Consider the following 12665-nt stretch of genomic DNA (forward strand, 5'->3'; position numbering starts at 1 on the left):
CACGGCGGCCTGCGACAGGCCGGACGGCCTGCGACAGGCCGGGAAAAGGGGTCGGAATGTCCTTGGTCTATGGAGACGGCGCAGCGGAGCCGGCGCTGCCGAAGCGCTCGGTCGGGCTCGCCATGCGGCGCGGCGCGCTCGGGCGCTGCCCGAAATGCGGCGAAGGCCATCTGTTCGACGGCTTCGTGACGGTCGCGGCCCAATGCCCGGTCTGCGGCGAGGCGATGCACCACCACCGCGCCGACGACTTCCCGCCCTATGCGACCATCTTCATCGTCGGCCATGTCGTCGTGCCGGCGATGTATTTCGTCGAGAAGATCTGGCATCCGGACCTCTGGATCCACGCGGCCCTGTGGCTGCCGCTGACCCTTATCCTCTCGGTCGCCTTGCTGCGTCCGATCAAGGGCGCCATCATCGGCCTGCAATGGGCGCTCTATATGCACGGGTTCCATCCCGGAGGCGCCGAGGACGACGCCCCGAGCGGGCAGACGGGTGGACCGGCAACATGAACGAGAAGGCGGTGGCAGGGCTTTCGGATCGCCTGGCCAAGCTCAACAACGAAATCCGCGACACGACCCACGCCAACCAACGCCCCAAGGATGCCGCGACGCTGCTGATCCTCGATCGCACGGCCGGCGCACCGTTGCGGGTGCTGATGGGCCGGCGGCACATGCGCCACCGCTTCTTTCCGGGCGCCTATGTGTTTCCCGGCGGCAAGGTCGACGTGGCGGATTCCTTCGTCCCCGTCGCCACGCCCTATGACGAGGCAACGGCCGCCAAGATCGGCCACGATCTGAAGCGGCCGAAGACGACGGCCCGTGCGCGCGCCTTCGGCGTGGCGGCGATCCGCGAGACCTTCGAGGAAGCCGGCCTGTTCATCGGCACCCGGGCGGACGGCAATGCCCCGAAGCTCAAGGGCGACATGGCGGCCTTCTCCGAACGCAGCATCGCCATCGCCCTCGATCGGCTCCGCTTCGTCGCCCGCGCGATCACGCCGCCGCGCCGGCCGCGCCGCTTCGACACCCGCTTCTTCGCCTGCTTCGCGGGCGACATCGTCGATCGCCTGGAAGCCGGCGTCGGCCCGTCGGGCGAGTTGGAGGACGTCGCCTGGCTGACCATCGAGGAAGCCAAGAGGACGCAGATCCCACCGATCACGGTCGCCATCCTGGACGAGATCGAGGACCGGCTCGCCTCCGATCCGACGCTCGATCCGACGGCGCCGATCCCCTACTACCGCTGGGTCGGCAAGACCTTCCAGCGCAGCCTGATCTGACATGACCGAGCCCACCGAACGGCAGGGCGGCGACCCCACCGCCCTGCCCGCCTCCGTCCGTGGCGACGGCGCGCGGACGGCGGCGCTCGTCGCCATGATCGCCTCGGCAGGCGGTGTCGGCGCAGGGCTCAGTCTCGGCCTGCCGCTGCTGGCGTTGGTGCTGGAGAGCCGCGGCATCACGGGCAGCTGGATCGGGCTCAACACGGCCGTGGCCGGATTCGCGGCGCTGGCGATCACCCCCTTCGTGACGCCGCTGGCGGCCCGGATCGGCGCGATGCGGCTCCTGATCGGCGCCCTTCTGACCACCGCCGTGGCCCTGATCGGCTTCTATTTCGCGACCGACTTCCGCCTGTGGTTCCCGCTCCGACTGGTCTTCCACGGTGCGCTCGGCACGGCCTTCGTGCTGTCGGAATTCTGGATCGCCTCGCTCGCCCCCGGCGCCCGGCGCGGCCTGGTGATGGGCATCTATGCCACCGTGCTGTCGCTCGGCTTCGCGGTCGGGCCCCTCATCCTGCGCTTCGTCGGCAGCCACGGCTTCCTGCCCTTCGGGCTGGGCGCCGCCATCATCGCGCTGGCGACGATCCCGGTCCTGTTCGCGCGCGGACAGCGGCCGGACCTGCACCAGACCGGCAGGCGCCGTTCGGTCTTCGGCTTCGTGGTCGGCGTGCCGATCGCCAGCATGGCGGCCCTCGTGTTCGGGGCGGTCGAATCGGGCGCCATGGCGATCCTGCCGGTCTACGGCCTGCGCCTCGGGCTGGAAGAAGGCCAGGCGGCCCTGATCGTGACCGCCGCGGCGCTCGGCAACGTCGCCCTGCAGATTCCGATCGGCCTCGTCGCCGATCGAATCGATCGCGTCACCGTGCTCGTCGCCTGCGCGCTGGCCGGGCTGGCCGGCGCCTTCGTGATCCCGCTGGTCGCCGATCGCTTTCCGGCACTGCTCGCGGTCGTGTTCGTCTGGGCCGGAATCATCGCGGGGCTCTACACCGTCGGGCTGACCCATCTGGGCGCGCGCTATTCGGGCGCCAATCTGGCCGCCGCCAACGCCACCTTCGTGATGATGTATGCGGTCGGCATGATGGCCGGTCCGCCGGCCATGGGGCTCGGTCTCGACGCCTTTGCGCCGCATGGCGCCATCCTGGTGACGGCGGTGTTCTTCCTCGCCTATCTGGCCGTGGTCGCGATCGCCGGCGCGGGATCGCGCGGCCGCCCGCGCGCTTGACAATCCGGCGCGCATCGGTCAGTTATCCGCCCAACGTCAGCGGGCCCGCGCTCATCACGCGGGCCTTCTGCATCCGACTTCATCGGACCGGCACGCCGAATGCCGGACCCGCCACCCGGAAGGTGCCTCCATGGCCAAGGCCAACACCATCAAGATCAAGCTGCTCTCCTCGGCCGACACCGGCTTCTTCTACGTGACCAAGAAGAACTCGCGCACCAAGACCGAGAAGCTGTCGTTCACCAAGTACGACCCGATCGTCCGCAAGCACGTCGAGTTCAAGGAAACCAAGATCAAGTGATCTTGGCCGATCCGGCCGACTGACCGCCGTGCGAAGAGCCGCTCGATTTCGGGCGGCTTTTTTGCGTCGTATCGTCCGCCGGCCGCCGTCTCGCCAGGCCTCGCCCCGCGGCGGGCGATCCGTCCCGCCGCCCGCGACCGGGCGGTCGGTGCCTACGGGGCCACCGGCCGGCCACTGTGCCCCGCACCGGCCAGATGGCCGGCCAGACGGACGGCGAGCGCGATGGCGGTCAGGGTCGGATTGGCCTGACCGGATGTCGGCAGCACCGCCGTCCCGACGACATGCAGGTTCGGGCAGTCGAAGCAGGCCAGGTCGGCATCGACGACCGCCGTTGCGCGGCTGAGCCCCATCCGCGCGACGCCGATCTGGTGGGTGCCGTGGGCGGCCTTGGCCAGGATCGAGTCGGCGGCGGCTTCGCGCGGGCCGCGCCAGGCCATGCGGCCGAGACCTGTGCGCTCCAGCCAGGCCCCGAGCGCATCATGCGCGCGCAGCACCCCTTCGGCATTGTCGCGCGCGAAACGCAGGTCGATGCCGAGCCGCGGCAGGCCGAGCCGGTCTGTCTCGCCCGTCAGCCAGACCCGGCTGGAGCGGTCCGGCCAGTGCTCGGCGTGGTAGGAAAGCCCGTAGGTGCGCGCGGCATTGCGCACGAAGAAGCCGGGCAGGCGCTCGCGCGCGAAGCGCCGGCGCAGCAGGAAGGCCGGCAGGAAGGTCGCGGCCGCCGGCAGGCCGCGCAGCACGTTGAGGACATGCGGCCAGCGGTCGAAGCGATCGGGCACGTGCCGCTTGCGGATCGCCTCGGCGACGACCATGCGGCCGAGCGGCCCGACCGACAGGGCGAGGAGCACCGCGGACAGGATGGCGCTGCCGTGGCGCGGATCGGCGCTCGGCGGCACCACCGGCCAGAAGGAAACGTTCGGCAGCGCCTCGGCGCGCTGGAGCGCGTCGGACGGGATCATCCGGCGGCGGGCATAGGAGCCGCGGCCGTCGCGGTAGAAGTCGAAGGCCGCCTCGGTCGCCGCATCCGTAAAGGTGATGTCGGCCACCTCGCCGATCAGATGGCCCATATAGCCGCGCCCGAGCGGCCCGTCGGCCCCACCGAACCGGTCCGGGCGATCGCGTCGGAAGGCGAGCAGCAGGCGCGCCGTTTCGAGGCCGCCGCAGGCAAGGACGACCCGGTCGGCGGCCACCCGAACCCGGGTCCCGTCGGGGCCGGCGACCAAGAGGCCGGCGATCCGGCCGGTCTCCGCGAACACGGCGTCGACCACGGTCGCATTCAGCCGCAAGTCGATGCGCGGATCGTTCTCCAGCGCGGCCGCATGGGCCTTGTGGAACCTGGGCTGATTGCTGAAGCGCTCCAGCCGCCCGGCATCGAAGGCGTCGTCCGCCGGCCCCCGGCCGGCGTCCGGCAGGGCGTCGCGGAACACCGGCGCGCCGCAGCCGGCATAGGCGCAGGCGGCGGCATAGTGCGGCGCCAGTTCGTCGAGGCCGAACGGCCAGCGGGCATCGCCGACCATCGGCCGCGGCTCGAAATCGATCGGGTCGAACGGCAGGCAACGGCCGGCCCAGAGATTCGAGGTGCCGCCGAGGCGGCGGGCGACCGCGATGGTCATGGCGTCGTGGCGGGCCGGATCGACGATCTCGGCCGCCGACAGGGCGGTCGTCTCGGCGTCCGGCTTTCGCCCGCCGGATTCCAGCACCAGGACGCGCCGCCCGCGCCGCGCCCATTCCAGCGCCAGCGTCAGCCCGACCGGACCGGCGCCCACGATGCAGAGGTCGTGGCGGCTCCCATCGAGCCCGTCGAGCCGCTCGGTGATCATGAGGCGCCCGCCGGCCCGAGCAGGTCGCGGACGAGCCGGACGGCCTCGGGATTCGGCGGCAGCGCCGCGCGGGCGAGATTGAGCCGTCGGTGCGGCGCGGCGAACATCGAGGCCAAGACCACACCGTCGGGATTGGACGCGAAGGCGCGGTCGATCAGCAGACGGGCGGCGGCCTGCCCGGCCGGACCGTCATAGCCGGCGGCCTGCAGGCGCCGGACGGCGGCCGGATCGGCTTCGAGGCGGGCGACGAGCCGGCTGAGGGCGCCGTCGAAACCGAACACCGAATGGGTGACGGTCGCGACCGGCCGCCCGGCGGCGACGCGAAGTGTGGCCAGTGGCTCCGTCTCGGGATCGTCGGCGAGTTGCAGGACGCGGTAGGGCAGACCGGCCGCCGCAGCCGCCCGGCAGGCGTAGAGATCGCCAGCGACGCAGACCTGACGCGCCTTGCCGGAGGTGAGGATATCCTCCAGGGCGCGGACCACGTCGTCGCGCACCGTGTCGGCCGGGCTCGGCGCATGCAGCGCGAAGACATCGACGTGATCGGTCCGCAGCCGTGCCAGCGAACGATCGAGCGAAGCGGCGATGCCGGCGGCGTCGAGCGCGATCGGGCGATAGCGCGTCGCCGCGGCGGCGCGGAAGCGGCGGCGCAGACCGGCGAAGCGCGCCGCCAGCGGCCGACCGAGCCGATAGACGAGCCGCATCAGTCCCGAGCGCTCCGGGCCGGCGAGCCCGACCTTGGTGCACACACGAACGGAGGCGCGCCGGCCCGCGAGGAACTCGCCGAGGATGGCTTCCGCCTCGCCGGCCCCGTAGGGTGGTGCCACGTCGAACCAGGTCACCCCGCCGTCATGCGCCTCCGCCAGCGCCCGCAGGCCGTCCGCCCGGCCGATCCGGGAGCCGAGCGAGGCGCAGCCGAAGCCGAGAGCCGAGGCCGTCAGCCCGGTACCGGGAAGCGTGACGAAACGGAGGGACATGCGGGCCTCGGTGGGTGGCGCAGCGGGATCGGCAAGCGACCCGGCAGGGATCTGCCGTGCAGGGCGGCGCCTGTCCAGGGCGCGCAGGCCCTGACGATGGGCGCAGGCGCATCCGGGACGGCGCCTCCTCGCATGCAATGATGATGCCGCCCTGATCGGCTACGGCCGGTGCCCCGCCAAGGCCCCTCACCCGCAAAGGACCGTCGTGCGATGGAATGCCTGCCCCCGCCTCGGTCCGGCCGCCTCTCCCGGATCCCGGTCGTTGCCCTGATCCTGATCGTCGCGGCGGCGATGCATCGGCCGGCTGCGGCCGAGGTCGGCTGCCGGATCGTGCCGCCACCGGCCGAGGCTTTGGATGTCGACGGCTTCTATGCCGACCCGGCCGGACGCCGGGTCGATCCGGCGCGCCGCGCGGCACGCGACCGGGCCGTCGCGGTCTATGAGGCTGTGGTCCGCGCGGTCCAGGCCGGCGCGGACGACTATGCACTCGGCGGCGACGCGGCGGCCGGCGCCTGCGCGCTGGACCAGTTGCGCGCCTGGGCGCGCGGCGGCGTGCTCGTCGGGGCCCTCGCGACGCGGCAGGGCGACTATGAGCGGGCCTGGTATCTGACCGGCCTCGCCCTCGCCTATCTCAAGCTCCGCCCCCTCGCCGGCCATGACCGGGCGGTCGAAGACTGGCTCCGGGCGATGGCGGACGGCGTCGTCGAGGCGATCGACCGCGACCGGATCCCGGCCAACAACCTGCTCTACTGGTCCGGGCTCGCCCTCGCGGCGTCGGGGCTCGCCACCGGTTCGCAGACCCATCTGGCGCGCGGACAGACGATCCTGACTGCGGGCCTCGCGGCGGTGGCCGCGGACGGCAGCCTGAAGGCGGAACTCGACCGCGGCGCCAAGGCGCTCGACTATCACGCCTTCGCGGCGGCGCCGCTGGTGCTTCTGGCAGTCATCGCCGACGCCCGCCGCATGCCGTTCGACCGCTCGGCGCTCGACCGGCTCGGACGCTTCGTCCTGGCCGGCATCGCCGATCCGGCCGAGCTCCAACGCCGCACCGGCCATGTGCAGAGCCAGCCGGAGGCCTGGACCCTCGCCTGGCTGCCGGCCTACGCCAGCCTGATCCCGACCCGGCCCCTGCCGACCCGGCCCCTTCCGGCCCATGCCACCCGCAGCCATTTTCTTGGCGGCGACATCGGCGCGACCCTGGCGGCGATCCGATCGGGGATCCGGTGAGACGGACTGTCTCCAAAAGAGACAGATTCGCTGGCCTACCGGTTGCATGCAAGACGGTTGATATGGGAGGAAACGCCCAGCCGAACAGGCTCACGGAGTCGACGGTGACATCGATCGGAATCACGGACCGGGAACCGGCCAGTCGACGGAAGTTCAGTCTCGCCTGGATCTGGCTTTCGGTCGCGATCGCCCTGGCGGACATGCTGGTCGTCGTCGTCACCTCCGTGGTCCTCGGGGCGACCTACTACCGGTTCGTTCTCGACAGCACGCCGCCGCTTGCCGGCCATCTCGGCGAAGGCATCACCTTCGCACTGATGCTGGTCATCGTCTCGGGGCTGCGCGGCGACTACCGGCGGTCGGCCCTGCTCGACGACGTGCGCTGGCCGCTGGACCTCTGGGTCGCCTGGACGATCGCCTTCGGCGCGGTGATCGCGCTGATGTTCCTCCTCAAATCCAGCCTGGACATGTCGCGCGGCGTCGCCTCGGCCGTCTATGTCGCCGGCTTCGGCCTGCTGCTGGTCACCCATTTCATCGCAACGCGGCTGGTTGCGGCGCTCGCCGCGAGCGGGCGCGTGCGTCCGCGGCGGGTCCTGCTGGTGACCAGGACCGGCGCCAGCGATGCGGCCACGGCGATCGCGCATGATCCGACCATCACGGCCAGCGCCTTCGAGGTCGTCGCGCTCGACGACCGCGCCGACCCGGTCGGCGACGTGGTGGCGATCGCGCGCGATCTGCAGCCCGACGAGATCCTGCTCTCGCTGCCGTTCCAGGATGCCGAGCTGATCGACCGGGTCGCCGACGGGCTGATGGTCACGCCGGCGACGATCCGGCTGGCGCCGACCGGGCTCAGTTCGCGCGTCTTCGCGCTGTCGCATGAGGGCGTCGGCGGGGTCGTGCTGGCGCGGGCACCGCTCGACGCCTGGGAGCGGATGCAGAAGCGCGCCTTCGACATCGTCGCCGCGACGGCCGGCCTGATCGCCCTGGCGCCGCTGCTGGTCATCGTCGGCATCCTGGTCCGGCTCGACGGGCGCGGTCCGGCGCTGTTCCGCCAGACCCGCTACGGCTTCAACCAGACGCCGTTCACTGTCTTCAAGTTCCGCACCATGCGGGTCGCCGAGGCCGGCTCGGACTTCACCCAAGCGACCAGGGACGATCCGCGCATCACGCGGCTCGGCCGCATCCTGCGCCGGACCAATGTCGACGAACTGCCGCAGCTCCTCAACGTGCTGATGGGCGACATGTCGATCGTCGGTCCGCGCCCGCACCCGGTCGCGCTCGACGACGCCTTCCAGAGCCGCATCGCACATTATACCCGGCGCCACATCGTCAAGCCTGGCATGACCGGCTGGGCGCAGGTGCACGGCCTGCGCGGCGAAACCGACACCGACGAGAAGATGCGCATGCGCATCGAGTACGATCTCGTCTATGTCGAGAACTGGTCGCTCAGCCTCGACATCCGCATCGTGCTGATGACCCTGTTCTACGGAGCGGCCTATCGGAATGCCGTCTGATCCCGCGCGCCGCCCCATGCCCGACGCCGGCCCGCCCGGCCGCTTCTGGCTGCCGACCCGCAAGATCCTGACCTTCCACGGCCTCGGCATGCCGGGACCCCATGTCGACGCCGCCGAGCGGCCCTACTGGGTCGACGAGCCTGCCTTCGCGGCCGCCATCGAACGGGCGGCGGCCGATCCCGACGTGGAGATCACCTTCGACGACGGCAATCTCTCCGATCTTTCGGTCGCACTGCCGCGACTGCTCGAAGCCGGTCTGACGGCGCGCTTCTTCGTCCTGGCGGGGCGGATCGGCCGCCCGGGATATCTGGCCGCTTCGGACCTCGCCGCCCTGCACCGGGCCGGCATGACCATCGGCAGCCACGGCGCGGACCATGTCGACTGGCGCCGGGCCACCGACGCGGCGCTTCGTCGCGAACTCCACGATGCGCGCCGCGCCATCGAGGATGCGCTCGGCACCGCGGTGACGGAGGCCTCGATCCCGTTCGGCGCCTTCGATGCGCGCGTGCTCGGCGCGCTCGCCGGCGCCGGCTATCGTCGCGTCTACAGCTCTTCGGGGGGGCTCGCCGGCGCCGGGGCCTGGTTGGTGCCGCGCAACACCGTGCGGGCGGACCGGCCGGCCGCGGCGGTGCTCGATCGCCTCGCCGGCTGGCGCGCCCGCACCGCCTCGGCGATCCGCAATCCGCTGCGCGCCTGGAAGCACGGTCTGCCGCCCTGGGCGCCGCCGCCGATCAATAGAGGGACGGCAGGTCGCGGCCGGTGAGCTGGCGCAGCTTGCCGAGATTGAGCCAGAACTTGAGCGCGAAGCGCAGCGAGCGGGCCCGGTCGACCGGCCGCAGCAGAAGCGCGGCAGCCAGCCCGGCCAGCGCCTTGGCGGCATTGCCGGCATGGAAGACCAGTCCCGCCGGATCGAGCCCGCGCCGTCCGCCGAGCCGGAAGCCGGCATAGGACTGGCCGGATCGCAACGCCCGGCGGCGCAGATAGCGCGGCTGGAGCCGCGCCGCCGGGACCTCCTCGTCGATGCGCGCGTCGTCGGTCACCACGATCGCGGCACCGGCGCGATGCAGGCGGTGGAAATAATCCGTGTCCTCGCCGCCGGTCCGCCCATAGGCGGGGTCGAAGCGGAGCGCCGACCAGCGCGGATCGTCGCGCCGGAACAGCACGTTGCCGGTCCGGCCGGTATCGACGCGGCGTCCGCGCCGGCCCCAGTCGACATGGAGCGGGTTCGCGCGCCTCAGCCAGTCCGGTGTGCCGGGCGGATAGACGGGGAAGACCGGGCCGATCACCACGTCGGCCCCGAACTCGGCCATGGCAGCGAAGAGGCGGACGAGCCATTCTGCGCTGACGCGCTCGTCGTCGTCGACGAAGGCCATCAACGGCGTCGTCGCGGCCGCCAGACAGGCATTGCGGGCGACCGAGATATTGCCGGCGGCGACCGGCAGCACGGCCAGCCGGAACGGCCACGGCCCGCCACCGGCCATCAGGCGGTCGACCGCGCCGTCGGGCGAATCGTCGGCAACCAGCACCGTCACGTCGACATCCTGCGGCCGTCCGATCGCCGCCACCGAGGCGAGCGTCGCCAGGAGCGAGGGGCGGCCGATGCTGGCGATGCCGATGGTCAGGGCCGTCATGGAGCCGCGCTCCGTCGGATTTCGCCGGTGAGGGCCGTCGCCAGCACGAAGGACATCGAGAAGAAGTCGAAGCCGCGGAACCAGGCGCTTTCGAGAAAATTGTAGAGCCCCGTGAACAGCATCAGCGCGAGGCACAGCCAGCCGAGGCCGAACCGCGCGCGCAAGGCGCCGCCGCAGGCATGCAGGGCGGCGAATAGGATCACCATCAGGAGCGCGAGACCGACGCGGCCGAGCTGCAGCAGGATGTCGATGTAGCCGTTATGGGCATGCGGCATCTTGGCGACGAAGCCGCGCGCCTCGCGCAGGCTCGGCGAGTCCGGACCCGCCTGCCAGAAGGACTCGAAGCCGAAGCCGAGCCAGGGCCGCCGTTCCGTCATCGGCAGCGCGAAATCCCAGATCTCGGTCCGGGTGGTCAGTGTCGGGTCGCCGAACAGGGCCGTCGCCACGGCCGGAAAGTCCCACAGATAGGCGGCGACGCCGACCGCATAGACCAGATAGGCGAGCCCGGCGCCGAGGCCGACGAGCACGGCCGGCGACAGGCGGGTGGCGCGCGCGACGATCGCCGCCGCGAGGGCGATTGCCGGAACCAGGGCCGCAAGGCCGAGCGAGGTCTTCGACCGGCTGAGCACCAGGAGCAGGACGGCGACGGCGATCACCAAGAGGGCCGCGACGCGGGTCCAGCGCGCGCCGGCGAACAGTTGGTGCAGGGCGAACAGGATCGCCAGCGCGGCGGCCGCGCCGAGGCCGTTCTTTTGCGGATAGACGCCTTCGTGACCGAGCGGGCCGGCCGGCTTGACCGCCACCATGGCGAGATTGACCAGCATGATCGCCGCCAGCGTCCAGAAGATGCGTGCGACCACCCCGTCGGGATCCGCCGCCGCGCGCACCGAGAGGATCAGTGCGGCCACGATGGCGACCTGCAGCACCGCCCGGCGCAGCGCGATCCCGGGCGCCACCGACCAGAGCGCGGAGACCAGGCACAGCGTCACGAAGAGGGCGATCAGCGCCGTGGCGGCATCGTCGAGCGGCCGCCGCCGGCCGTAGCTGGTCGCGATCCAGGCGAAGCCGGCGGCGAGCAGCAGGAGCGGGAAATAGATCTGGCTGAGGGCGCTCGATTCGCTCTGCAGGACCTGGAAGGCCGGCCCGGTATCGGGGCTGCGGCCATAGAGGACCGGCCAGATCAGGAGGCCGTAGGCGAGCATCAGGGCGGGAATCCACCGCGCCAGCCGCCGCGTCCAGATGGCCGTGTCGTCGGCGCGCCGCGTGCCGGTCAGACCGGCCTCGTGTGCCAGGGTCATGGCCGCGCCCCCTCCCCGACGGTCTCGTCGCCGGCGGCCTCGCGCCGGCGGCCGATTCCGACCACCAGGACGAGCGACCAGACGAGCGCGATGGTCTCGCCGACCGCGACCGCCCCGACGGCATAGACGGTCGGAACCGCCGTGGCCAGTCCGGCGAGCGCGATCGCCGAGGCCGCCGCCCCGCCGACCGATACGAAGGCGAGCGGCCGGAAGCAGCGCGCGGCCTGCAGATAGGTGCCGAGGCAGATATGGCCGGTACCGATCAGGGTCGTCAGCCCCCAGGCGGCGGTCAGGACGCCGATGCCGGGATAGCGGCCGCCGAACAATCGCGGCTCGATCCATGGCCAGGCCAGCGCCAGCGTGGCCAGATAGCCGAGCGACAGGACGAGCACCCCGCCGGTGCCGAGGATCACGGTGCGCAGGGCGTCGGCGCCGCGGCGCTCGACCAGGGCCCGCGTCATTTCCGGACGGGCGACCCGCGACCAGGCCGATGCGAGCAGCGGCAGCGGCCCCATCAGGGTCCGGCCGGCCTGGACCGCACCGAGCGTGTCGGCGCCGCGCAGGGCTTGGACGGCAAAAACATAGCCGCGGAACTGCGCCTCGGTGGTGACCGCGCCGAGCAGGCTCCAGCGCGCCTCGTGCCAGAACCGGCCATAGCGGCGCCAGCCGCCGCCCCGACCGCCCGTGCCGAATCCACCATGCCCGAAGGGCCCGGTGCGATGTGCGACGGCGACGGCGGCGGCACTGCCCGTCGCCATGCCGGAGAGAAGCGCTGAAACCGGCGGCACGATCCGCCAGAGCAGGCCGGCCGCCAGCGCCGAAACCGAGACTGCGACCAGATCGATCATCAACGCCCGGCCGGCCTCGGACAGCGCGAAAGCGAGGCCGCGCTGCGTCTCGCGCCAGAGCGAGAAGAAGCAGAGCGCGAGGGCGGGTCCGACGAAGGCCGCATCGGCGCCGGCGAAGGCGAGCAGGATCGCCGCCACCGGCATCAGGGCGAGGCGCAGACGATGATCGGCACCGAGCAGGACGGAGAGGATGTCGGCCTGCGTCGCCCGGCCTTGCCCCGGCAACGAGACGCCGATCGGCGTGGCGACGAGCGCATTGTGCACCGACCCCAGGATCAGCAGGACCGCCAGCCCATAGCTGAACCGGCCGAAGTCCGCCGGCGCCACCGTCGCGACGAGCAGCAGCGAGAGTCCCAGATTGAACGCGCTCAGCACCGCCTGATCGAGGATGGAATAGACCATCGCCCGCCGCATCGTACCATCCTCTCCCGGATCCAGGCATCGGACCTGTCCATCGAGGCCTCGCGCAAGCACGCGGCGTGCCTGCCCCGACGGCACGAAAAATGCCACGATCGCTGCGGCATGTCTGCCGATGGATGCAGGCTGTGCCAAGTGTGGACACCAATTCG

Annotated in this window: 12 protein-coding genes; 7 read left to right on the forward strand and 5 right to left on the reverse strand. The window is 71.8% G+C overall.

Features of this window, described 5'->3' with window-relative positions; all coding sequences use genetic code 11:
* The first annotated feature begins 56 nt into the window (after positions 1 to 56).
* From ABB55_RS01320 to rpmG, 4 genes are all read left to right on the forward strand, one after another.
* Positions 57 to 509: a DUF983 domain-containing protein gene (locus tag ABB55_RS01320; protein WP_054357189.1), complete on the forward strand. Its 453-nt coding sequence runs from the start codon at positions 57 to 59 to the stop codon at positions 507 to 509.
* Positions 506 to 1273: an NUDIX hydrolase gene (locus ABB55_RS01325; protein ID WP_054357190.1), complete on the forward strand. Its 768-nt coding sequence runs from the start codon at positions 506 to 508 to the stop codon at positions 1271 to 1273. Before ABB55_RS01320 ends, ABB55_RS01325 begins: the two co-directional genes overlap by 4 nt.
* A 1-nt stretch (position 1274) precedes the next feature.
* Complete coding sequence (locus tag ABB55_RS01330) at positions 1275 to 2492, forward strand: MFS transporter (protein ID WP_083463254.1); 1218 nt, start codon at positions 1275 to 1277, stop codon at positions 2490 to 2492.
* Positions 2493 to 2622: 130 nt separating this feature from the next.
* Positions 2623 to 2790 carry a 50S ribosomal protein L33 gene (rpmG, locus tag ABB55_RS01335; protein WP_054357191.1) on the forward strand — a complete coding sequence of 56 codons (168 nt, stop codon included), beginning with the start codon at positions 2623 to 2625 and terminating at the stop codon, positions 2788 to 2790.
* A 152-nt stretch (positions 2791 to 2942) separates the two neighbouring features.
* On the opposite strand, the gene ABB55_RS01340 is transcribed toward rpmG, so the two are convergent.
* Positions 2943 to 4607 (reverse strand): FAD-dependent oxidoreductase, encoded by a 1665-nt coding sequence (locus tag ABB55_RS01340; RefSeq protein ID WP_054357192.1) that lies wholly within the window; start codon positions 4605 to 4607, stop codon positions 2943 to 2945.
* Positions 4604 to 5581, reverse strand: coding sequence for an aldo/keto reductase (locus ABB55_RS01345; RefSeq protein ID WP_054357193.1), 978 nt, complete (start codon positions 5579 to 5581; stop codon positions 4604 to 4606). Before ABB55_RS01345 ends, ABB55_RS01340 begins: the two co-directional genes overlap by 4 nt.
* A 210-nt stretch (positions 5582 to 5791) precedes the next feature.
* Between ABB55_RS01345 and ABB55_RS01350 the strand changes: the two genes are divergently transcribed.
* The 3 genes from ABB55_RS01350 to ABB55_RS01360 all read left to right on the forward strand — a co-directional run bounded on the left by ABB55_RS01350 (position 5792) and on the right by ABB55_RS01360 (position 9082).
* Complete coding sequence (locus ABB55_RS01350; protein ID WP_054357194.1) at positions 5792 to 6808, forward strand: alginate lyase family protein; 1017 nt, start codon at positions 5792 to 5794, stop codon at positions 6806 to 6808.
* A 104-nt stretch (positions 6809 to 6912) separates the two neighbouring features.
* The gene (locus ABB55_RS01355; RefSeq protein WP_054357195.1) at positions 6913 to 8319 is read left to right on the forward strand and encodes an exopolysaccharide biosynthesis polyprenyl glycosylphosphotransferase; all 1407 of its coding nucleotides are present in this window, start codon (positions 6913 to 6915) and stop codon (positions 8317 to 8319) included.
* A complete protein-coding gene (locus tag ABB55_RS01360; protein ID WP_083463256.1) occupies positions 8309 to 9082 on the forward strand; it encodes a polysaccharide deacetylase family protein in 774 nt (257 codons plus the stop codon). Before ABB55_RS01355 ends, ABB55_RS01360 begins: the two co-directional genes overlap by 11 nt.
* Here ABB55_RS01360 and ABB55_RS01365 read toward each other — a convergent pair.
* From ABB55_RS01365 to ABB55_RS30150, 3 genes are read right to left on the reverse strand one after another with little or no spacing between them, the layout of a single operon-like run.
* Positions 9051 to 9950, reverse strand: a complete 900-nt coding sequence (locus tag ABB55_RS01365; RefSeq protein ID WP_054357197.1) for a glycosyltransferase family 2 protein — start codon at positions 9948 to 9950, stop codon at positions 9051 to 9053. The genes ABB55_RS01360 and ABB55_RS01365 overlap by 32 nt on opposite strands.
* Positions 9947 to 11248, reverse strand: a complete 1302-nt coding sequence (locus tag ABB55_RS29480; protein WP_054357198.1) for an O-antigen ligase family protein — start codon at positions 11246 to 11248, stop codon at positions 9947 to 9949. Before ABB55_RS29480 ends, ABB55_RS01365 begins: the two co-directional genes overlap by 4 nt.
* Positions 11245 to 12510, reverse strand: coding sequence for an MATE family efflux transporter (locus ABB55_RS30150; RefSeq protein ID WP_054357199.1), 1266 nt, complete (start codon positions 12508 to 12510; stop codon positions 11245 to 11247). Before ABB55_RS30150 ends, ABB55_RS29480 begins: the two co-directional genes overlap by 4 nt.
* Between the last annotated feature and the right edge of the window lie 155 nt (positions 12511 to 12665).

The organism is Prosthecodimorpha hirschii (assembly GCF_001305515.1).
Taxonomy (GTDB): Bacteria; Pseudomonadota; Alphaproteobacteria; order Rhizobiales; family Ancalomicrobiaceae; genus Prosthecodimorpha; species Prosthecodimorpha hirschii.

Bases quoted from the DNA above. Each gene is read 5' to 3' on its own strand.
- ABB55_RS30150 (WP_054357199.1), bottom strand. From the start codon at position 12,510: ATGCGGCGGGCGATGGTCTATTCCATCCTCGATCAGGCGGTGCTGAGC.
- ABB55_RS01360 (WP_083463256.1), top strand. From the start codon at position 8,309: ATGCCGTCTGATCCCGCGCGCCGCCCCATGCCCGACGCCGGCCCGCCC.
- ABB55_RS01350 (WP_054357194.1), top strand. From the start codon at position 5,792: ATGGAATGCCTGCCCCCGCCTCGGTCCGGCCGCCTCTCCCGGATCCCG.
- ABB55_RS01320 (WP_054357189.1), top strand. From the start codon at position 57: ATGTCCTTGGTCTATGGAGACGGCGCAGCGGAGCCGGCGCTGCCGAAG.
- ABB55_RS01340 (WP_054357192.1), bottom strand. From the start codon at position 4,607: ATGATCACCGAGCGGCTCGACGGGCTCGATGGGAGCCGCCACGACCTC.
- ABB55_RS01330 (WP_083463254.1), top strand. From the start codon at position 1,275: ATGACCGAGCCCACCGAACGGCAGGGCGGCGACCCCACCGCCCTGCCC.
- ABB55_RS29480 (WP_054357198.1), bottom strand. From the start codon at position 11,248: ATGACCCTGGCACACGAGGCCGGTCTGACCGGCACGCGGCGCGCCGAC.
- ABB55_RS01345 (WP_054357193.1), bottom strand. From the start codon at position 5,581: ATGTCCCTCCGTTTCGTCACGCTTCCCGGTACCGGGCTGACGGCCTCG.
- rpmG (WP_054357191.1), top strand. From the start codon at position 2,623: ATGGCCAAGGCCAACACCATCAAGATCAAGCTGCTCTCCTCGGCCGAC.
- ABB55_RS01325 (WP_054357190.1), top strand. From the start codon at position 506: ATGAACGAGAAGGCGGTGGCAGGGCTTTCGGATCGCCTGGCCAAGCTC.
- ABB55_RS01365 (WP_054357197.1), bottom strand. From the start codon at position 9,950: ATGACGGCCCTGACCATCGGCATCGCCAGCATCGGCCGCCCCTCGCTC.